Source organism: Tannerella forsythia 92A2 (genome assembly GCF_000238215.1).
Classification (GTDB): Bacteria; Bacteroidota; Bacteroidia; order Bacteroidales; family Tannerellaceae; genus Tannerella; species Tannerella forsythia.
Map to the genome: position 1 here is coordinate 590,966 of NC_016610.1, position 22,432 is coordinate 613,397.

Annotated in this window: 18 protein-coding genes; 2 read left to right on the forward strand and 16 right to left on the reverse strand. The window is 46.8% G+C overall.

What is annotated here, in order from left to right; all coding sequences use genetic code 11:
- Positions 1-2: 2 nt before the first annotated feature.
- The 12 genes from BFO_RS02440 to BFO_RS02495 all read right to left on the reverse strand — a co-directional run bounded on the left by BFO_RS02440 (position 3) and on the right by BFO_RS02495 (position 13,354).
- Positions 3-782, reverse strand: coding sequence for a LicD family protein (locus tag BFO_RS02440; protein WP_014224001.1), 780 nt, complete (start codon positions 780-782; stop codon positions 3-5).
- Positions 783-792: 10 nt separating this feature from the next.
- A complete protein-coding gene (locus tag BFO_RS02445) occupies positions 793-2,199 on the reverse strand; it encodes an oligosaccharide flippase family protein (RefSeq protein WP_014224002.1) in 1,407 nt (468 codons plus the stop codon).
- Positions 2,196-3,023 (reverse strand): glycerophosphodiester phosphodiesterase, encoded by an 828-nt coding sequence (locus tag BFO_RS02450; protein ID WP_080561762.1) that lies wholly within the window; start codon positions 3,021-3,023, stop codon positions 2,196-2,198. The genes BFO_RS02445 and BFO_RS02450 overlap by 4 nt, the downstream gene beginning before the upstream one ends.
- 11 nt (positions 3,024-3,034) lie before the next feature.
- The gene (locus BFO_RS02455) at positions 3,035-4,636 is read right to left on the reverse strand and encodes a GumC family protein (RefSeq protein WP_014224004.1); all 1,602 of its coding nucleotides are present in this window, start codon (positions 4,634-4,636) and stop codon (positions 3,035-3,037) included.
- 8 nt (positions 4,637-4,644) lie between these two features.
- The gene (locus BFO_RS02460) at positions 4,645-5,454 is read right to left on the reverse strand and encodes a polysaccharide biosynthesis/export family protein (protein WP_014224005.1); all 810 of its coding nucleotides are present in this window, start codon (positions 5,452-5,454) and stop codon (positions 4,645-4,647) included.
- A gap of 313 nt (positions 5,455-5,767) precedes the next feature.
- Positions 5,768-6,229 carry an ATP synthase subunit K gene (locus BFO_RS02465; RefSeq protein ID WP_041590597.1) on the reverse strand — a complete coding sequence of 154 codons (462 nt, stop codon included), beginning with the start codon at positions 6,227-6,229 and terminating at the stop codon, positions 5,768-5,770.
- Positions 6,230-6,281: 52 nt separating this feature from the next.
- Positions 6,282-8,153, reverse strand: a complete 1,872-nt coding sequence (locus BFO_RS02470) for a V-type ATP synthase subunit I (protein ID WP_014224007.1) — start codon at positions 8,151-8,153, stop codon at positions 6,282-6,284.
- Positions 8,150-8,770, reverse strand: a complete 621-nt coding sequence (locus BFO_RS02475; RefSeq protein WP_014224008.1) for a V-type ATP synthase subunit D — start codon at positions 8,768-8,770, stop codon at positions 8,150-8,152. The genes BFO_RS02470 and BFO_RS02475 overlap by 4 nt, the downstream gene beginning before the upstream one ends.
- 31 nt (positions 8,771-8,801) lie before the next feature.
- Entirely contained in the window at positions 8,802-10,127 is a 1,326-nt protein-coding gene (locus BFO_RS02480; protein ID WP_014224009.1) for a V-type ATP synthase subunit B, read from the reverse strand.
- Positions 10,128-10,133: 6 nt separating this feature from the next.
- The gene (locus tag BFO_RS02485) at positions 10,134-11,891 is read right to left on the reverse strand and encodes a V-type ATP synthase subunit A (protein ID WP_014224010.1); all 1,758 of its coding nucleotides are present in this window, start codon (positions 11,889-11,891) and stop codon (positions 10,134-10,136) included.
- 3 nt (positions 11,892-11,894) lie between these two features.
- Entirely contained in the window at positions 11,895-12,764 is an 870-nt protein-coding gene (locus BFO_RS02490) for a DUF2764 family protein (RefSeq protein WP_014224011.1), read from the reverse strand.
- Entirely contained in the window at positions 12,764-13,354 is a 591-nt protein-coding gene (locus tag BFO_RS02495) for a hypothetical protein (protein WP_014224012.1), read from the reverse strand. Before BFO_RS02495 ends, BFO_RS02490 begins: the two co-directional genes overlap by 1 nt.
- A gap of 264 nt (positions 13,355-13,618) precedes the next feature.
- On the opposite strand from BFO_RS02495, the gene BFO_RS02500 reads away from it, so the two are divergent.
- Positions 13,619-16,780 (forward strand): ligand-binding sensor domain-containing protein, encoded by a 3,162-nt coding sequence (locus tag BFO_RS02500; protein ID WP_014224014.1) that lies wholly within the window; start codon positions 13,619-13,621, stop codon positions 16,778-16,780.
- A gap of 208 nt (positions 16,781-16,988) precedes the next feature.
- Positions 16,989-17,630: a response regulator gene (locus tag BFO_RS02505; RefSeq protein WP_014224015.1), complete on the forward strand. Its 642-nt coding sequence runs from the start codon at positions 16,989-16,991 to the stop codon at positions 17,628-17,630.
- A 1,365-nt stretch (positions 17,631-18,995) separates the two neighbouring features.
- Here BFO_RS02505 and BFO_RS02515 read toward each other — a convergent pair.
- From BFO_RS02515 to BFO_RS15805, 4 genes are all read right to left on the reverse strand, one after another.
- Positions 18,996-20,981, reverse strand: coding sequence for a fibronectin type III domain-containing protein (locus tag BFO_RS02515; RefSeq protein WP_157755275.1), 1,986 nt, complete (start codon positions 20,979-20,981; stop codon positions 18,996-18,998).
- A 144-nt stretch (positions 20,982-21,125) separates the two neighbouring features.
- Entirely contained in the window at positions 21,126-21,257 is a 132-nt protein-coding gene (locus BFO_RS16365; protein WP_014224019.1) for a hypothetical protein, read from the reverse strand.
- A complete protein-coding gene (locus BFO_RS16010; RefSeq protein ID WP_014224020.1) occupies positions 21,254-21,955 on the reverse strand; it encodes a GIY-YIG nuclease family protein in 702 nt (233 codons plus the stop codon). The genes BFO_RS16365 and BFO_RS16010 overlap by 4 nt, the downstream gene beginning before the upstream one ends.
- 98 nt (positions 21,956-22,053) lie before the next feature.
- Positions 22,054-22,203, reverse strand: coding sequence for a hypothetical protein (locus BFO_RS15805; RefSeq protein WP_014224021.1), 150 nt, complete (start codon positions 22,201-22,203; stop codon positions 22,054-22,056).
- Positions 22,204-22,432: the final 229 nt, after the last annotated feature.

Below are 22,432 nucleotides of genomic sequence, written 5' to 3' on the forward strand. Positions count from 1 at the left end.
ATTCAAAAGCTGATTGATTGAATATGAGGCTCTATCTTATCCAAATCAGGAAGAATATGATATTCCCCGTATTGAGCCCTTAAGACAGTATCCCATTTAAGAGGCACCGGAAATAGTCGATCCTCAAAATGCTTCGTCGAGGAACAAATATACGATTCTTTTTCAAACTGTGTATTAAAAAATGATCCTAACGGATAACTTAACCTGTCTCTTCTCAGTAAAAGAGAAAACATATTGAATACGGGAAATAAAAACCGATAGAGTAACATATAAAATGACCCGGTCAATATCGGTTTTATTCTTCTTGTCGGATTCAATCCGGCAAAACGAATCAATATATTCTGCAAATGATTGGCAATATAATGGAAAAACGGTACGGCCGGTTCCAAAAAGAATATATCTATATATATTCCCCTGTATCGATAATATATATCATTCTCATTCCATTCCCGAATCTGTGTATTCTTCATCCGAAGTTTGGCATATGGAGCAATATAATACGGGTCTGTTTGATGACACTGGAGCACATAGTCAACAGAAGGCTCATTGCGTAGCACATTCAGTAAGCGTCGAAAATCTTTTTTCATCAAGATGATATCCAGATCATCGTCCCACGGAATAAAGCCCTGATGCCTCACGGCTCCCAATAAGGTCCCCCCCGATAGATAATAGGGAATATCATGCTTCCGACACAGTTCATCTACATATTTCAGCATCTCCAACATTTTAAGCTGATGCTTCCTGAGTTGCGTTCCTTCAGCATTTATCTCTGAAATATCCATGCTCTTTCTTTCATTGGGTATGGCCACATATCTTTCGATACAACGTATACAGAAAATCCCGTTGACAGATCACTCCGAGACAGAAAAAGAAAACGATTCCCAAGATATTGAACATCATCTCTCCCTGATAATAGATATATCCCGAAACGACCAATGCAACGGCAAAGATAGCAAGAAATAGATAATTGAGCCGTATATGCACCATACTTCGTATCCAGAAAAATCGCATAACCACATTGAGCAAATAACTAAGGATCAATGACAGAATTGCCCCGTGAATTCCCCATCGAGAGATAAACAAAGGCATACAAATCATATTTACAATGGCTGCCGTAACAGTTGAATACATAATCACATTCGTTTTTTTCAGCGCAGCATAGATTTGTCCCATAAAGCTACTTACTACCGCAATGCCGGCCGAAAGAATCGCCAACGGGATAATCGAAAAAGCCTCGGCATACTGACTATCGATCATATAGGGAAACACGATATAAGAAAAATGAATCAGACACAACATTCCGATACATAAAAAAGAAATCAGCAGGTTGATCGCTCTGCTGTAGAAAAGGCCCAGAGAGGTACGGTCTTCATTTCCTCTTTCGAAAGAAACTTCCTGCCAAGCCATATTAAAACACATGGCAACCAGGTTAATGACAAGTGCAAATTTGACCGCAATTGAATAAACACCATTCTGCTCCAACCCTAACAACCTTGAAATCATTACATTTCCATATCCGGTAAGAAGCCAGAAAGCCAAAGAATTCAGGCATAACGGCAACGAAAATTTATACAAACTGAAGAACAATTTCCGGTCATAAAGAGAAAATGAAAGTTTCCGGAGTACCGGCACATGACACTCTATCACAATAATCTGAGAAAGCAGCCCCAACATCGCAGCAATATACAAAATCTCTATGTTCGCATGAAAATATTTCAACCCTATAAAATTAATGATTGCCGTAATCAGCGTAGCTACAATACCTGATCCGGCAAATAAGAGATTCTTCTTAAAAGCACGCGCCATATACCCATATAAATTATTAAATACCAAACATATACCATATCCGTAGATATATATAAAATATGGAATGTCATTGAAGAACCATATCCCCCAAGAAATTATGGAATATAGAACCAGCGATACCATAAAAATCAGAAGGCCGTTAAATATGGGTCTATAGGCTGTTTCCGTTTCCTTCTGATCGTAGATAAAGCGCATAATACCCACGTAGATATCGAGAAATAAAAATGAAATAACCAAATTGAGATACGTATTTGCTACATCATAATATCCGTATTCGTTAGTATTAAGGTATTCGGTAAAAATCGGTAACATAAGGAAACCGATCAGCTTTGTCAACACATTGCCTAAAAAATAAAGACTTGATGATTTGAAAAAGTCTCTTAACAAACTCATTCCGATGTTTTGTAATATAACATATTTCTCATTCGGATCCCCATCCATAATTCGGGATCATCCGTAATAATGCCATCCACAATAGAATATAAACCGGCCGGAATAGTTTTCTGTGAGTTCAATGTATAGGTGATCACCTTCTTTCTCTTTTGATGTATCTTACGAACTATTTCTGCATCAAACGAATTATAGTCGATCAAGATGGTCGAAATAAATTTATTTTCCAGCAAATCGTCCAACTGCTCTCTCCTGTTCAACAAGTATTGGCAAGTAATAGTCGAGTCAATTTCATGAATAGCCTTAAGACAATTATAGCCGAATGAGATAACCACCACATGTTTATACAAATCCTTTTCTCGGATCAACTCTGCCAATTTGAATGGCAACTTTGTATTTTCATAATCTTTGACTTCCAATATCAACGGAACCCTTTTATTTACATGGTCGACCACTGCTGCTAAAGTCGGAATTCTCTCCGTTGATAAAGAACGGTCTGAGTTTCGTAATGAATGTTGTTGGAGCTCATCCAATGTCAAGTCTTTGATCTTTCCCGAACCATCGGTCAAACGGTCGATTGATTCATCATGAAAAACGACTAATGCTCCATCTTTCGACATTTGAATATCTATTTCTATCGCATCCACCCCGGCCCTCATCGAACCTTCAATGGCTTTCAGACTGTTCGGCGGCCCATACGGACCTCCCGCATGAGAAATCACGGCAATATGCGCCATCGATTGCTCCATATCGACATACGTCGTATGACAACTATTCAGAAGAAAGGCAGCAAATAAAAGCCCTACGAGCCCACCTCTTTGCTTCATTGCTCACACCATCATTGATCCGTCTTGTCTCCACGCCGATATTCTTCCTTTATGGAAGCATATATGTCGCGGCACTCTATCCATGTTACGGGGATGATCAAGGTCAAGACCAGTATCGCAATCGCAGCGTACAACTTACGGGGTCCTACTGACTTCTGCAGCATATACGCCTTATCCACTACACGGGCACGCTCTGTTTGTTGTCCGATAGCCAATTCTATCTCCTCGCGCTTTTGCAAAAGGATCAGATATACCCCCTGAAGGATTTCCTGTTGACGCTTAAAATCCACATATTCACGCTCCAGAGCCGGTACACTGCGCATTTTATCAAGCAATTGCTTCTCTTTTCCCTTCAAGTCCTGCAAGACGATCTGATAGCCTTTTTTCGAGTTGTCAATCATTTGATACACCCCTTCACGCAGTTTATCTACCTGATCGCTCACGCTCCGAAAGGCGGGGTTCTTTTCATTCGAATTCTTCAAGAGACGATTACGCTCCACGATGGCTTCATTATAAACGGAAATCGCTCCTCCTTTTTCACCATCGGCAGACAGCAGTGAAGGAATCACATTATACTTATTATTCGGATTTTTAATATAATCGTCCATCATCTTTATCACTTGCGACTCAGCCTCGACTTCGATGATCTTTACCTGTAATTCCTTCATCTGCTCGGCATAAAACATCACATCAGACTCCAAAAGCGTCATTCTGTTTTTCGTCTTATACCCTTCGATATTGGCTTCGACCTGTTGCAGTTCGGCCATGATATGGTGAATCCGACCATCGATAAACGTCAGAAGTTTCATGTTTTCCGTTCGCCTGAATGATCCGGCATCCTTATTGTATTCACGAATCAGGGTCGTCAACATGTCTTTTCCACGTTCTTTTTCATGATCCCGACAAGTAACCTCAATAATGTTCGAAGTCTTCGAATAATCTTCCACAAGGAATCCGTCGATCATTTCTTCGGCAAGCCAGCTGGGTGGCATACAACGTATTTTCAAACCGAAGGACTCATTTTTTTCTTTCGCATTCTTATTGTAATCGAGCACAAAATGGCTTCTCCCGATCGTTATCTCGGCCGGTAGCGATGTGAACGTAAACTTCCGGCTATCCGCGCTGTTCGCAACTTTCACCTTAATCTTCCCGGGGTTGACCGACACCGAGAAACGGTATTCATCGTCCAAAGCGGCCAACGTTGCAGAGTCTGGAGTAAGGACGAGCGGTGCATCTTGATACATCTTATAGAAAGAGTACGGCTTCGTATATTCCGCATATAGCCCCATGTCGAGAATCATCTTACAGAAAAGCTGATTAGACGAAAGAATCGACATCTCATCATCAATACTGATACTCCCGGCTGATCCTCCGCCGATGCCGAACGACTTCATCAATCCGGCCGCTTCACCCATCGCCAGACTCGCTCCGCCCAACGATTGTTCTTCCTGTATTTGAATGCGTGTTTTAAATTCATAGGTACGAGGATAAAAAACCAAATACAATATCGCCGGAATAAAAGAAAGAATAAAGACAATCAGGAATAATTTCCAATGACGCAGATAACGTACAATAATTCCTTTCAATCCGATTACTTCATCGTTATTTTCCATAAGTTCATTCATTTTCTTCTAAGAGCAACTACAATGGTGGTAATAACCGATACTGCGGTAAGTATGGTAGAAAACATCGTCAACGTATATTGTTGTGCCGAGCTGAAATTGGCATTCCGCTTCTTTGCTTTATTCGGCTCTACGTAAACAACATCGTTTTGTTGCAGATAAAAATAAGGCGAAGCAAAAATATTCGGGTCGGCAATATTCAAACGTATAATCTCTTTTTTACCGTCATTATCCCGAATCAGGAGAATGTTCTCACGTCGGGCATTAATCGTTAAATCGCCGGCCATGGCAATCAGGTCCAGTATCGAAACCCGGTTATTCTTGATCGTATAAACATTCGTTCGATTGACTTCTCCCATGATCGCTACCTTGAAATTTACAATCTGCACATTGACTAACGCTTCCGGCAGTCCTTCCTTAATCATCTCCTGCAACTTCTCGTTTGCTTCGTGAAGTGTCAAACCGGCCAAATGGACACGCCCCAACTCCGGAAAGATGATATACCCCTCCTTATCGACCAGATAGGTATATACGTTTTGTACGGTGGCAGCATTAACCTGCTGTTCTCCCTGCATGTAATAGCTATATGCGGGCGGATTATAAGGAGCTGCGACCGAAGGATCTTTGGATGACACATTAATCGTCAGCAGATCATCCGCACAGATTTTCGGATTATACGTCTGCGTCATCAGCTCCCGCTGCTTCGCCGTCAATTCATCTATTCCCTGAAAGTATGCGACATTCCGAGGTGTACTGCACGCCCCCAGCATCGCTACCAGGATCAACATCAATAAAACTTTATAATTCATAGCTATTCTTCTTAACAAGGGCACAAAGATACAACATAAAGTTTATTCAACAGATGTTTCAGGTTTTATTCATCCGATTTCTTTTCATATTTAGAGCCCCTATAGAATCATAAAAGATTGGTTTATGCCTACGCTTAAGATTAGAAAAAGAAACCATGTAAAATATCAAAAGAAATAAATCAGAATGAGATGTACCATACATCAAAAATCCTATAGCACATCTCATTCACATTGTTTAAAAGAGGGACTACAAGCAGAACAAAAATAAGAGAACATACTCTTTCATCTTTTTTGCTCTACTTTCTACCCAATGTTAAACGATTGCACTCCCCATCAGATATACACCGGCCAAGGCCACAATCGCATATAATTCGGGGAATACCGCTAAGATCAGCGTATTCGTAAACACGTTATGTCCCTGTCCGATTGCGGCAATCCCATTGGCACATACGCCTCCCTGGCGCAACGCCGAGAATAACGCGACAAATCCCAACGATAAACTGGCCCCGAATATGGCAGCAGCCTGGAAAGCCGTGATCTGAGGCGTCAACACCCCAAAGATGGTCTGAAACATGAAATATCCGGCAAACCCGTACAATCCTTGTGTACCGGGAAGAGCCGTCAACACGATAAAGTTTCCGAAGGCCCCGTCATTTTTTTTCAATGCGCCCACAGCCGCATTCCCGGCAATGGTTACCCCATAGGCACTCCCGATTCCCGACAAGATAAGCATTACTGCGATGCCTACATAAGCTAACAATAAATTTGCTTCCATTACATTTAAAGAATTAGTTATTTTAAAGAATTCGTTTTTGTTTATTCGTTCCTCATTTTTTGAATGGCTTATACTCCAGTCCCCCTCCTTCATAACCCGAATTTTTGAAAAACTCCACAAAGGTAAGACGCATGGGATGGACAAGTGCGCCTAACACGTTCATAAAAATATTGATCGCATGTCCGATAACGAATATCAGCACCATTACTACCGGACCGAATACAACATGATCCGGGCTCATCCCGACAGCCAGGCTATTGAATACACCCGCTAAAATACCTCCCGACAATCCCAATGCAAACAAACGTACATAAGAAAGCACATCTCCGAGCAGGCCGGTAGCCATATTGTATGTATCCCACAATCCAAGGCCCGCGTTGAGCAGAAGATTCTTTCCGGGCGAATTAACAAAAAAGATCAGGAGCCCGGACAAGCCCATAACAATCAAGTGATTCGTCCCGAACATCGGCATCACCTGCGGCCATAAAAAGGCAATTCCCATGCTGACCAGCAGGATAATCCATCCAACGGTAGATAAACTGTAGACAAACCCAAACTGTTTGGCTTTGTTCACCGCCTTAAGACACATCCCGAAAATAATCTGGATAACCCCCAATATCAAGGATAAAGAGAACATCTTATTATTATCAAAATAAATCTTCTCTTTTAAGGTATCAAAAAGAGGAATGCCCCAGTCGTACAAATTGGCTCCGAAGAAAGTTCCTGTCAGCAGTCCGCAGAGGAATGTAGCCATCCCCAACAACTGTACTAATGATAAGATTCCCTTCATGGACGGTTTCAATGTTTTCCTTTTCATCATCTTTACAGCAGTTGCTATAACAAGAAGAAACAATCCGTACCCGGAATCGCCCAGACAAAGCCCGAAAAAGATCATAAAAAAAGGAGCGAAGAAAGGGGTCAAATCCAACTCATTATATTTAGGCAGCATATAGAGTCGGCTTATCAATTCAAACAACCGACTGAACCAATTATTTTCCAGATCTATCGGAATATTGTCCTCAGGAGTGATATCCAATTTCCGGAAATAGTAGTTATTTCGATCCAGTTCGGCCTCAAGGCTCTGCTCCTGCGCTGCCGGTATCCACCCTTCGAGAAGCATCAGTCGATCGTCGGCCTCACGGTTTGTCTGCACCTTGGCATTGCCCCATGCATATTCGTTCGACAGCAAACGGTCGTATGCCTCCAATGTCTTGTAGTCCTTGGTGGCGATTTGGAGCATCTCCTCGTTCAGTTCCGCCTTTTCCTGTCGTTGTGCCAGAAGATCAGCCTGCAAGTCTTTCAACCCTTTTTCCGGCATCTTCACTCGCTCAGCGTCGATCTCCAACACCGTTCCAACAGGTGTAATCGTGACAAAATACGCTACCGACTGTACCACGCTGATCGGAACAGCGTTATAGGCCTCTCTCCAAGCTTCATCGTAGCGAGATGCCGGACATGAAAAGAATGTTACCTCATAGCCTGCATCGCGTAATCGATCGAGATTGGCATAGTCAAACTCGCCCCAAACCGCCATGGCAGCCATATCTTTTTCCACCGCTTGTTCAGCAGCCTGTGCCTTTTCGATACGGTTGCGCAAGTCTTCAATACGGTTTAGCAACATACGTCCTTCCTCCACGGTTACGGGCCGCTCGGGCGCGATCTCCAACTCCGGTTTCAGCTTGCTTTTCGTGCTCTTGGCCTCATCCTTGAGTTCTTTGAGCCAATCCTCCTGCACTCGCTTCAGATAACGCAGTTCATTCTGCAAGCGTTTTCGTTCGGCCAGCAACTGTTGCAAACCTTCATCCTCTTTCTCCGAACGTTTTTCCTGAATATGCACCACGCCCATACCACGCAATCGCTCAAGAAATTCGTCGTATTCCTTATGATACACCATAAAGGCGTATTTGCTCATTTTTACGATCATGCTTCTACCTCCTTTTCTTTCTGCGCATTCCGCTTTTCCTGATTGTTACGCATGATTTTCTGCGATGATTTAGAGAGACTTTCCTCGTCTTCCATAAACCGTTTGACCTTCCGGATGGCATCTTTATAGCCGGGGATCTGTACCTTTTCGAACAAGTTGAGTTTCTGCGTCGTCTTACGTCGGGCACGTTCGAGCATATTCAGTTTGAGGTAAGTAAACTCCACCTCGATACCGGTTGTAGCCAGTGTCTTTAATAATTCGATCCCGTCGGCAAACCACGATGGCATGTTAAACAGGCTGTATTGTGCCGTTTCGAACTCAATCCCGTCCAGCACCGGCACCAATACACCGGCGATTTTCTTGGAAGAGAGTCCGACGTTCTTCACCGAAATCAGTTCCGGTCTGAACTCGTTCCAGAGCGCCATCATGAAATCGTATGTACGGATTTCCTTTTCCAGCCGGTCTTCCTGCATCGCAATTTCATCCTTCGTCCGCTTCACCTCCATACGCAAAGCACTCTCCTTACTTTTTATGGTAGGGAGCGCACGTTCACGCACTTTCAACTGTTTATTGAGCGTGTGAAGCGAAGTCTTGTTATATTGAAATTTAATCGCCATATCGTTTTCCGTTCATCTCCTGCACAAGGCCTCAACGGGCATCGCGCCAATACGCATCTACCAACTCCTGCTTAATGTTGACTTCCGTCTGTTTGAAGTGTTTCGCAAACAGCGTCCATGCCACATCCAACATTTCCGTCGTGTCGAGATTCACGTCTATCGCCAGCAATCTCTCCGAATAATCTTTGGCGAAAGCCAGCGCACGTTCGTCGTAATCGGTCAGATCGAACCCGTTCTCCATTTTCGTCTTGGCATCAGCAGCATCGGCATAGAGACGTACAGCGGCATTCATCACCTGCGGATGATCCTCGCGTGTCTTTTTACCGGTAACGAGCTGTTTCAGACGCGACAGTGAACGGAACGGATCGACGATAACCTTACCCACATCACTGTCACGACGCAAGTAAAGCTGTCCTTCGGTGATGTATCCCGTATTGTCCGGCACAGCGTGAGTGATATCGCCTCCGGAAAGGGTTGTTACGGCAATGATCGTAATAGATCCGCCTTCGGGAAACTGCACCGCCTTTTCGTAAATTTTCGCCAGATCGGAGTAGAGCGATCCCGGCATGGAGTCTTTCGACGGAATCTGGTCCATACGGTTCGATACGATAGAAAGCGCATCGGCATAGTTCGTCATGTCGGTGAGCAGCACCAAGACTTTCTCGTTCTTTTCGACTGCGAAATATTCGGCCGCCGTCAGTGCCATATCGGGCACCAGAATACGTTCTACCGAAGGGTCTTCCGTCGTGTTGATAAAGCTGACGATGCGGTCGAGTGCTCCGGCATTGCTAAACGTATTTTTAAAGAACAAATAGTCGTCGTTGGTCATTCCCATACCTCCCAATACGATTTTATCGGACTGAGCACGCAAGGCAACCATCGCCATCACCTGATTAAAGGGCTGGTCAGGATCGGCAAAGAACGGAATCTTCTGTCCGGTTACGAGCGTATTGTTCAGGTCAATACCGGCAATCCCCGTAGCGATCAGTTCCGACGGCTGTTTACGTCGTACAGGGTTCACCGAAGGGCCACCGATTTCAACCTCACGACCTTCGGGAACGGGACCACCGTCTACCGGATCACCGTAGGCATTAAAAAAGCGTCCGGCCAACTGATCACCTACCTTCAGCGAAGGAGCTTTGCCCATAAATACGACCTCCGCATTGGTACGGATACCCTCGGTACCGGAAAACACTTGCAGGGTCACTTCATCGTCGACAATCTTTACGACTTGCGCCAATTTCCCGTCGACCGTAGCCAGTTCGTCATATCCTACGCCTGTGGCTTTCAGAGAGCAGGTGGCCTTGGTTATCTGTGTGATTTTCGTAAATATTTTTTGAAATGCTTTTGTTGCCATAATGGATTATTTTTTATTTTTTTCATCGACCAATGCCTCTATTTGTCTGTCGTATTCAAAAAACTTATCGCTCTTGTACTCCGCATAATTCATCTGCTTAAAGAGGTTAATCATCCGTTTGAAATATTCGGAGACTTGCAGGAAGTCCTCAAAAACAAAGTCGGTGCGACAGATGTCGATCACTTTTTTCAACATGTACTGCTGCCGTTCGAGCGGACAGACGGAGTCTATCACATCGAAAGCATCCTGTTGCAGGATGACGAAGTCGATCAGTTCCGACTTCCAAAATATCACATGATAATCGACCGGCACACCGTCATCGCCGAGAATATCAATCTGCTCCGAGATTTCTTTCCCGCGCAACATACGCGTTTTTACTTCATGAACCATGCCGATCCAGTCGTCAGAAATATGCTTCGAGATATATTCGCCGAACTCGGGATATTCGAGATATTTCGAGTAACTGTCGATCGGGTTGACGGCCGGATAACGTTTACGGTCGGCACGCGCCTGCTCAAGGGCGTAAAAGCAACGGGCTACTTTCTTCGTATTTTCCGTTACCGGCTCTTTCAGGTTTCCTCCGGCAGGCGATACGGTTCCGATAAAGGTTACGGAGCCGGTTTGGTGATTATTCAGCACCACCATCCCGGCACGAGCGTAGAAGTTGGCTACGATGGCTGACAAGTCCATCGGGAAAGCATCGGGTCCGGGAAGTTCTTCCAACCGGTTCGACATCTCACGTAACGCCTGTGCCCATCGCGACGTAGAGTCTGCCATAAGCAACACTTTCAGTCCCATGCAACGGTAATATTCGGCGATCGTCATAGCCGTGTAAACGGATGCTTCACGTGCGGCGACAGGCATGTTCGACGTATTCGCGATAATAATCGTACGCTCCATTAACTTGCGTCCCGTATGCGGGTCGATCAGCTCCGGAAATTCGACGAAGATTTCCACCACCTCGTTGGCACGTTCGCCACAGGCTGCAATAATCACGATATCGGCTTCGGCCTGCTTCGATATGGCGTGCTGCAACACGGTTTTTCCCGTACCGAACGGGCCGGGAATAAAGCCCGTACCCCCTTCTACGATCGGATTCACCGTATCGATGATACGCACGCCTGTCTCAAGCAGCTTATAGGGGCGCGGCTTTTCCTTATAGCACACGATCGGCTTCTTCACCGGCCATTTCTGTATCATCGTAACGTCATGATCTTGCCCCGCCTCATCGGTCACGACAGCGATCGTATGCGTTACCCGATATTGTCCTTCGGGAACTACCGATTTCACTTTATATTTTCCTTCGAAAGTGAAGGGCACCATGATACGGTGCGGCTGCGAGTTTTCATCCACTTCGCCGAGCCACGAGCCGGCCTCTACCGTATCACCCGTATGTGCCAACGGTTTAAAATCCCAAAGCCGCTCGTCATTCAGCGGATACGTATATTCACCTCGTTTGAGGAACACCCCGGTCATCTTGTCGAGGTCGTTCTGCAATCCGTCATAGTTACGCGAGAGCATACCCGGCCCCAGCGTTACCTCGAGCATATGCCCCATAAACTCGGCCTCATCGCCGACCTTCATACCGCGCGTACTTTCAAACACTTGCACATATGCATTTCTTCCGATGACCTTAATAACCTCGGACATCAACTTCACACCTCCGACGGTGATATAACAGATTTCATTCTGGGAAACAACCCCTTCAACCTCCACAGTCACTAAGTTCGAAACGATTCCCCTTACACTACCTTTCGTCGTCATATCTTATTTTGTATTATTTCTTTTAAATTCGTCCAATACCTCGGCACTCTCTTTTTTCATGGTTTCCACCGTTTGTCGGAAGGTCTTCTCGCCGGACGCCTTATCGAGTGCCGTCCAGCGTTCGATCATCTCGATCCGCAACAGGTAAGCGAAGACGCTCTCGAAATCGAACGTCTTAAAAAATGTATGTTCTTCGAGCCAATTCCATTTCAGAAGGTCAATTTTTCTCTCACGCATAAGCAAATCCGTTTCTTCGGCTATGCGAAGCAACTCCGGAAGATAGTCGAGCGTCTCACTCAACCCGAAGTCGCGGGCATTGGAAGTACGTAGTGTCTCGGCTGCTTCATTGTCGCCGACGAGAAACCATTTCCTGTCCAGGTCGTATTTACGACAGTTGATCGCGGCCAAGATATTGCCGATATTCAGGTTCAACTCGAACCATGCTGCCATAAAATCGTTTTTTACCTCCATGGCATACCGGTAATAACGGGCCGACAATCTGTCTTCCCAGGGGATATCGGACGTTTCGCCTTTCTCCATCGCCACTATATATTCCTTTATAAAATCCCGGATGTATGCAGGAACAGCGGCATGCCGAGGTGGCGTTTCATCTTCTCTCAAGGCCTGATAAAGCTGCTCAATGGCCTCGTACGGGATATTTCCCCGTTCGTCCCACGGTATTTCTTTCTTCTGAAGAAACGACAACACATTCCGGTCATCATATCGGAGAAAAAAGTAAGCAAATCGTTTTTGGTCGCCTGCCGACAACATCGGCATGACTTCGCGCTTGAAATCAGCTACCGTATACGTACGCTTACCATCATCGAGCGCGATATCGGGCAGTCCGGCGATTAAGTAGTAGTATTTGCTCATCAGAACAGGATGTCAATGAGTTGAGGGCGCAAAAACTCCTTGAAATAGGTGATAAATTCTTCTTCTCCAAAGCTGATCTTATACGAACCGTCAGCCGGAGCAATGGAGAAGGACGTCTTCCGTCCGTTCACTTCTTCGATGGTGACACCTTGATTCAGCAGGTCAACGGCATTGGCTTGGAAGTACGATGTCAGTGCTTTCGCATCGGATGTCTGAATCGAGATCGCCCCGTTCTTGGCCCATTCCCGTGCTATTTCGAGCATCATCTTTTTCATAAAGTCCGCATCCGTCGATGCAGCTTTCACATTCTCGGAAGCCACTTTACCGGTGATCAGATTCGTGACTTCGCTCTTCAACGCTTCCACAGCCTGCGATGCAAACATTTTCAGCTCCGATACCGTATTTTTCTTCCATTCGGCCGCCTCTTTGCGGGCTTGGGCCACGATCTCTTCCGCCTCTTCGCGAGCACTCTGCAGTATGTTCTGTTCTTCTGCCTTTGCTTGCGCAATAATACGACCGGCCTCTTCATTCCCTTTTTCCACGCCTTCCCGATAAATTTTGTCGGTCAGTTCCTGAATTTTAGCATCCATAAATCTTGTGATTCATTTATTTATTGTATGTTCCGGGTACAAAAATAACATTTTTCTTTTAAATCCTTAATGGTTTACGGAAACGAAAAACGTAAAAAAGAGCATTTATAAATGTGTATATCTCAATAAATCCCTGCAAAACAAAACAGAAAACAAAAAATAGCTTATCTTTGCCACAAATAGAACAAATACGCCGGAGAAACTGTCAGACTCTCCATTTATCGGGTAAGGCGCTGTTTTTCGGGCAAGCTAAGAATTGAGCACATGCGATATCTTCTGCACATCTGCGCGTTTGTTATCGACGGAATCCGTTTCCGTCTCGTTCTTTGCATGTATACCGTTTTATGGTTCTTGTCATTCTTCGTTTCCCCGGCTTCTGCCCAACCTGTTCCCTTACCCCTGAATCCCAAAACCGAGGAATATTTCTTCGAAGAGGTAAAATTGCCGGGCGGTACTCCTATTCGCGACGTGATTGCCCTGCAGGAAGATCGTCAAGGCTTTATCTGGCTGGCCGGTAAACACGGCCTGTTCAGGTACGACGGACACGATTTCAAAATCTTCCGCCATACGCCCGGCGATGACAAATCGATTGTCGACACCGAGCTCTGGTCGCTTTACATGCTGGGCGACACCTTGCTGTGTGTAGGGACTACCCACGGCGTCTCACTGATCGATACCCGGACAGATCGCATCACCAACCTGCCGGACGACACGGAGGGCAATCCGGTCGGCTATGTCAGTTGTTTTTATCGGGACGATGCGGGAACCCTGTGGATGGGAGGGCTGGAAGGATTATACCATATAAGACCGGATTTGTCGGGCATCGTCCATCACCCTCTTCCCCCTGTGACGAAAGAAAAGTCACTCTTTGGCAACCGGGTTTACGATATCGTTTCTCATACGATGGACAGCAACCGGCTGATGCTGGCGACCGTTGCCGGACTGGTCAGCTTCGACAAAAAGAAGAGCGCCTTTCACCAACTCCACCCCAATACACAAGCCACCTCCCGGCACTCGCAACCGGGAGTATACAAATTTGTAAAAGAAGGAAATTACCTCTGGGTATTGAGCTGGATATCCGGAATGCCCCGTTTCGACATGGCCACTGAGCAATGGGAAAATCTGGCATATCCTAAACCGGGCGACCGCCTCGAAACCACCTCGAACGTATGGGCGGTAAGTGATTTTATGGAGAAAAACGCAAACGAGCTCTGGATATGCGACTGGGATCGCGGGCTTTTTATTTTCGACAAAAACGAACAACAACTGAAACCGCTTGAAGGCAGATCGAATTGTGAGGCTCTCAAGAACCCCCGCATGAGCATATTCATGCAACGCGACAGCACCCTGTGGTTAGCCAACTACGATGGCCTGTGGAGACAGAACCGCAAAAAAAATCGCTTTCGCCGTGTGAACATGCCATACAGCTATTCGTGGATCATGCCTGTATGGCATGACAAAACAACCGAGAATTACTATTTCGGGATGGTCCATCAAAGCTACGGAATAGCTGACTGGAGCGCCCGGACTCACTCGTGGCATTTTCTGCAAACGGAAACCGACCGGCGGGAGGAATTAAGTACTTACGATATTTTTAAGGACCATCGCGGAGTCCTCTGGGTTGGGACGTATCGGCGGGGTTTGTGGTATGTAGATCAGGAAAGCCGGCAACTGAAACGTTTTCTGTTGCCCGACGGCAAGCAACCGGAAGCTATCGGCCGGACGATATACAAGATTTTCGAGGATAGCCGGCACAATCTATGGATAGGGACTGGAAGAAGAGGGATCGCATGTATCAATGCACAGCGCAACAACCTACGTAGCTTCCTTCATGTGCCGGGCGATTCGACTTCGCTGATAGACGGCACGCACTTCAGGGCGATTGCCGAAGACTCATACGGGCGCATCTGGATCGGAAACCATCGGGGATTTTGCACGTTCGACCCCCCAACCGGAACATTTTCGCAAGAGATTCCTTGCAAGCTGTATGCGACCGGTATCAAACCCGGTGAGACCTACTCGATTGTAACAGACACCACCGGCACGATGTGGATGACCATCGTAGGACAAGGCTTGGTCCGAATCAGAGAAAATCAACAAGGTACCTTCCGGTTCAGAACGTACCAGACTGACGACGGGCTAAAAGACCTCTCCGTAAGGTACATGACCAAGGACAGGGAAGGCAACTTGTGGATCGTAAACAACGGATTACTCTATTTCAACCCCTATGACGAATCGTTTATGTTGACCGACACCCAAAACGGATTGATCGAAAACCTCGGAGGCGACGACCGGATTAACATCGATGGTTATGGCAACGTCTTTGCCGGCAATCAGGTTGGCACCGGATGGACGAAGGAGGCGCAGAGTCTGGCTCGGTCGAACGTGGTGAATCTGCTTATCGAACATGTCTTAGTCAACGGTGAATCGTTCGACTGGAAAATGGAGGACGAGGTGCCGCTCCGCCTCTCTTCGATGGACGACCAGCACAATCTCACCTTCCGCTATACCGCCGTCTGCTTCAATGAATACGAGCAAGTACGTTACCGCTATCGCCTCGAGGGGCTGGAGTCGGAGTGGAATCCGCCGACGAAGAATCTCGAAGCGCGCTACACCAACCTGCCTCCCGGGAAGTACCGCTTCATCGTCGACGTGGCATACAAAGGCAACTGGCTCGGATACAACCGAACGGTCCGTTTCGAGATACGTCAGGCCTTTTGGGAAACACCGTGGTTTATCGCCATGCTACTCCTCGCCGTAGCAACGATTATCGCAGCCATCTACCTGAACCGGCGCCGCCATCTGGAAAAACAAAGAAGAATCCGGCTTAAAATCGCCTCCGACCTGCACGACGACATAGGCTCCACCCTCAGCAGCATCTCCATCATGAGTTCTCTGCTGCAGGCACAGCACCCCGAAGATGACAGCTGTTCCTATACCAGAGACATGCTCCACGAAATCGGGACGAACGCACAAAATATGCTTGAGTCCATGGACGATATTATCTGGTCCGTCCTCCCCGCAAACGACGAATTTCGAACCCTCATCCTTCGTCTTCGCGAATATGCCATCCCACTCTTCGAATCGAAAGACATCCGTTTCAGCATTACGGCACCCGAAGCCCTGTATTCACAAACGATCGTCATGGATAAACGACGCAATATTTTCCTGATTGCCAAAGAGGCTGTGAACAACCTCATGAAATATTCCGAATGCACCGAAGCCTTGATCGAATTTGCCTTTTCCCGTTCCGTTCTCCGCTTAGTCATCAGCGACAATGGTAAAGGCTTCGACCCCTCAAAAAAATATGACCGGAGCGGTCTGCCCAATATGAAGTTTCGTGCCGAGAAGATCGGAGGGAAATTGAGCATCCGCTCCGAAGCAGGAAAAGGAACGAGCATCAAACTCACGGTAAAAATAACGTGACGCTCTCCCAATAAATTCCGTCCGACTAATCAAATATCATAAAATACACCAAACATGTTTACAAATCAACAAGATAAAGAATCAACAGAAAGGTTTCACACCCTTCAAGAACAAACCGTTAAAAAAGCAAAAATCATATATTTATATGATTGACAAACGGCCCGAAATGATGTAATATTGCAGAAGTATATCATAATCCCCAAAAACGATGGAAAAGCAGATAAAAGTAGCCGTATACGAAGACAACTACGCATTGCGAGAAGGTCTGACATACCTGATAAAAGGTTCTGAAATGATGCAGTTTGCAGGAGCATGGGGCGATTGTCTTGATATCCTCAAAAACTGTGAGAACGAACGTCCTGATATCATCATCATGGATATTGACATGCCTTACCTCTCAGGCATCGAGGCGACACGATTGGTAAAGGACGCCTATCCCGAAATCAATGTTATGATGCTCACCGTGTTTGAAGACCGGGAAAAGATTTTCGATGCGCTGTGTGCAGGAGCGACCGGCTATCTGCTCAAAAAAATGTCGGCCGTACAAATCATCGAATCGATCATCGAATTAGCTAACGGCGGATCGCCCATGTCGAGCGAGATTGCCCGCAAAGTACTCGAATTTTTCGCCCATCCCGATAAGAAGAATAAAAACACCTACGACCTCTCCCTACGTGAGTTCGACGTACTCAAACGGCTTATCGCAGGAGACAGCTATAAGATGATTGCGCAAAACTGTAACATCTCCGTCGGCACGGTCTGTTCACATATTCACAGCATCTATAACAAACTGGCAGTAAACTCCAAATCGGAAGCCGTCATCAAAGCGATTAAAGAAAGACTGGTATAGCCGCTCCCCCCGCAAGATGCGGCTTTCGATAGCTTGAGCGGTCAGCAGTCACAGTATTCAGCCGCCAGCGTTCGATACTGTCCTAAAAAAGGAACGAAAATTACACCCTTTTTAGGACAATACCCGAACGGATCGACATTAGGCTACCGGACGAAATGCCGCGTAGAGGCGAACCTTGTGTTCGCCCGCCGGAACAACATTTGCGAAATTCGCGTTCAGACAACCCGGCATAACAATTAACAATTGACCATTAACCATTAATTTGTCATTCAGAGCGTCAGCGATGAATCTCTTTTTGTCACTTTTGGCTTGACCCAAAAGTAACCAAAAGGTCAAGGCTTCGTGCGCTTCACACGCCTTCGCGACGCTTGCAGGTCGGAAAATCAGATAACTCGCTTCGCTTCGAACAGCCTGATTTTCTTTCGCCCTGCTCGCTGCTCCGTCGGCTCACCGCCCGAGGCCCAAGGGACGAACGCCGAAATGAATGGTCAATGGTTAATGGTTATTTTCTAAATACATGATTCGGCGTGTACCACGCATAACAATTAACAATTAACCATTAATTTGTCATTCAGAGCGTAAGCGAAGAATCTCTTTTCCTTTACCCCGCGAGATTCCTCACTGCGTTCGGAATGACAAGAGGAAGTGTTCGGAATGACAAGAGGAGGTGTTCGGAATGACAAAGACTGTTATTTGCGTTGATTCGCGCCCATTTGCGAAATTTGCGTTCGGATAACCCTGCACCACACAAAAAAAGGGCGAACACAGAGGTTCGCCCCTACACGGCACACCGAACGCTGTTTGCTGACGGCTTACCGCACTGCATTCCCCCCTTTGAAGGGGTAACATCCCCCCTTCGCTTCGCTCTTCCCCCCTTTGAAGGGGGGGGAGGGGGGGATGTCCCTCTGCGCTCGGATACCGTGTACCACGCATAACAATTAACAATTAACCATTAACAATTAATATGTCATTCAGAGCGTGAGCGATGAATCTCTTTTCTTTTACCCCGCGAGATTCCTCACTGCGTTCGGAATGACAAGAGGAAGTGTTCGGAATGACAAAGACTGTTATTTGCGTCCATTCGCGTCATTTGCGAAATTCGCGTTCAGACAACCCGGCATAACAATTAACCATTGACAATCGACCATTAATTTGTCATTCAGAGCGAAGCGATGAATCTTTTCTTTTTTGGGGCGGGATTCCTCACGGCGTTCGGAATGACAAGAGGAGGTGTTCGGAATGACAAAGACTGTTATTTGCGTTGATTCGCGCCCATTTGCGAAATTTGCGTTCGGACAAACCCGACACCACACAAAAAAAGGGCGAACACAGAGGTTCGCCCCTACATTAACGGTCTTTACTTCATCAATTCGCACCCATCCATTGGACGACTTCGCTTTCGACGCCGTTTGTTCCTGTACAGGTGACAGTGTAGAGATAAATCACCTTGTCTTCCTTGACCGTATCGAAGTACGACGTTTCGTTCTTCTTCATCGTGGCCAGCAGTTGAGGCGGCTGGTTTTCCTGCACCCGATAGACCTTATAACTCTCGATGTTTTCCTGCTCCGTCTCTTCCCATGCCAGACGATAGCCTCCCGTTGTTTTCTGCACTTGCAGCGAAGAGATGGAAAGCGGCTTGACGGCCGGAACAAGACAGCTCGATACGACCGACGGATCACTTTCGATACCGTGAGCTCCCTGCGAGAACAGCCGGTACTCGTACGTTACACCTTCTTTCACATCGGCATCTTCGTAGTAGTTCATCAACGCATTCTCGGTGTGGACCGTCTCGAAGCGTTGTGTCGTATCCGCCTCGTTGGCCGGGGCGATGCGTCGTTCCAGCCGGTAGCCCATGACGTTCTGATCGAACTCCTCGACCGTGTCCCACGATACCAGCACCCGTCTGTCCGAGTACCGGGTCGCAAGATTCGGCGGTATGGTCAGGCGGACGTTACGCATCGGGGTCACATAGACCCGCTCGGAGAGCGGACTAAGGTTGCGGCTTGCGTTTTTGGAGCATACGGCATAGGTGAGCATCGTACTGTTGACGTTGTCCACCGAGTCGATATACGTCACGAGCACACTGTCGGAAAGAATCGCGTTGCCGATCTGTCGCAGGGTCGTGTCGCGCCCGACGGCACGCATGATGTAGTAAGCCTTCGTATCTTTGTCCGGGCGAGTCCATTTGAGTTCCACCACGCCCATGCGCACTTCGGCGCGCAAGTCGTGCGGCGCCGTCGCCGGATCGTCGCCGTAGTACCAGCCTATCGCACTCATGCTGAGCGGACTTTCGCCGTAGGCGTTATTGATCACGACTTTGTACGAATAGATCTCGGCTGAAACGACGTCTTTATCCAGATAACACGTATCCTCGGGCGAGACGCTGAGCAGATAACGATAGTCGATGCTGTCGCGGAAGCCGACTGCCTTATAGATGTCGATACTGCGCAGGAACTCCGGTTTGGGGAAGTTCCACGTCAGGCGGATGCCCTCTTTATCCGGTCGCGCTTTCAAGCCCGCATAGTTCGTTTCGTCGAGGTCGGTCAGGTTGGTGATCCGTAGCGTATCCGACGGGCGTCCCAGATTGCCGTAGATGTCATACGGTTGCAGGCAGTAGAGGATGATGCCGCGGCGCATGGCTGTCGTGTCGGTTACGATGGCTTTGCTCACATCGTTTTCGCTCCGGAAACCTACGCGGATGGACAGCGGGACGAGGTCCGATTGCAGGTAATAGCCGCGCATGAGTTTGGCGGCATACATATCCTGCTTGTTGCCGATCGTGAAGCTCAGGTCGATCCGGTCTCCTTTCACTTCGTGTTTGCCCACCTTGATTCCGTAATCGCTTCGCGGGGTCAACGGATAGGAAACGGCGGCCGTTATCTTCTCTTCCGGCTGACGGCCGGCCTGCAGGGTGACTACTTTATACTCGTACTTCTGGCCTTTCTCGGCCGTGCCGTCGTACCAGGTGACGCCCAGGGCCTCGCGATACATCGGCAGGGTGCCGAAGAGCGGGATGGAGTCCGTAAACACCGCCCGCTGCACGAATCTCCAGATAAACCCCTTGGTACTGTCGCTAGGGAGCCGGTACACCGGGTTATGCACGTTGGCCAGCACCACCTTGTTAAAGAAGGCGTCGAAATGATTTTCGCATGCTATCGTGGCCATCTCATCCCACGTTTTGCTGCCTTTGGCGCGACGAAACACCTGATAGGCGAAGTCGCGCGGGATGCGATTGCCGCAATTCACATAGATTCCCTCCGGACCGGCTACGGCGTTAGGGTATTGTTCCTGTCCTGCCATCGAGGTCGCACCGCACAGTACGACGACGAATAGGAGCATTATTTTCTTCATCTTTTTCATGTCTTTCTGTTTTTAAATTATTTCTTTATCTGTTTGTTATCTTTTCTTTTTCTTTCCTTCTCCGAGTGAGATTCCTCACCATGTTCGGAATGACAGGAAGGGTCATTCAGAGCACTTCCTTTGTCATTCAGAGCGTCAGGGATGAATCTCCTTCTTTTCCTTCTCCGAGTGAGATTCCTCACCATGTTCGGAATGACAGGGAGGGTCATTCAGAGCACTTCCTTTGTCATTCAGAGCGTCAGGGATGAATCTGTACGTTTGCCTCATATCTCATCGTTTAAGAAACTCCATTGCTTATTAAATTCAGTTATCATTTTCTCTTTTTTTTCTCTACTTAATCCTTTTATCTGTTTCTCCCTTGATATAGCATGATAAATATCAGAATATCGCTCATAATAAACCAAGTAAACGCATTTATATCTCGCAGTGAAAGCCTTACTAAATGGTTTCGGATTACAATGAAAATATAATCGGTTCTTTAAATCATTAGTTACACCTGTATATAACACTTTCTTGTTCTTATTAGTAAGAATGTAAACGTAATAGTTATGTGTACCTGATGGTCTCATATTTTTATTGTATTTCTTTTTTTCATTCAGATCGTTTCCTTTGTCATTCAGAGCGAAGCGATGAATCTCTTTCTTGTCCTTCTCCGAGTGAGATTCCTCACCATGTTCGGAATGACAGGAAGGGTCATTCAGAGCACTTTCTTTGTCATTCAGAGCGTTTCTTCTGTCATTCAGAGCGAAGCGATGAATCTCTTTCTTGTCCTTCTCCAAGTGAGATTCCTCACTATGTTCGGAATGACAGGAAGGGTCATTCAGAGCACTTCCTTTGTCATTCAGAGCGTTTCTTCTGTCATTCAGAGCGAAGCGATGAATCTCTTTCTTGTCCTTCTCCGAGTGAGATTCCTCACCATGTTCGGAATGACAAGGTGGATCATTGCAGAGCACTTCCTTTGTCATTCAGAGCGTTTCTTCTGTCATTCAGAGCGAAGCGATGAATCTCTTTCTTGTCCTTCTCCGAGTGAGATTCCTCACCATGTTCGGAATGACAAGGTGGATCATTGCAGAGCACTTCCTTTGTCATTCAGAGCGTTTCTTCTGTCATTCAGAGCGAAGCGATGAATCTCTTTCTTGTCCTTCTCCGAGTGAGATTCCTCACCATGTTCGGAATGACAAGGTGGATCATTGCAGAGCACTTCCTTTGTCATTCAGAGCGTTTCTTCTGTCATTCAGAGCGAAGCGATGAATCTCCTTCTTTTCCTTCTCCAAGTGAGATTCCTCACTATGTTCGGAATGACAAGGTGGGGCATCCGCGTTCGGAAACCCGTGTACCCTGTACATAACCATTATTCATTCAGGCTTTCAGCCCTCCGCTGAGGGGGTTGCCTTGTTTCCCAACGCTTTGCATTGGGCTGAATTAACACGCCCTTTCAGGGC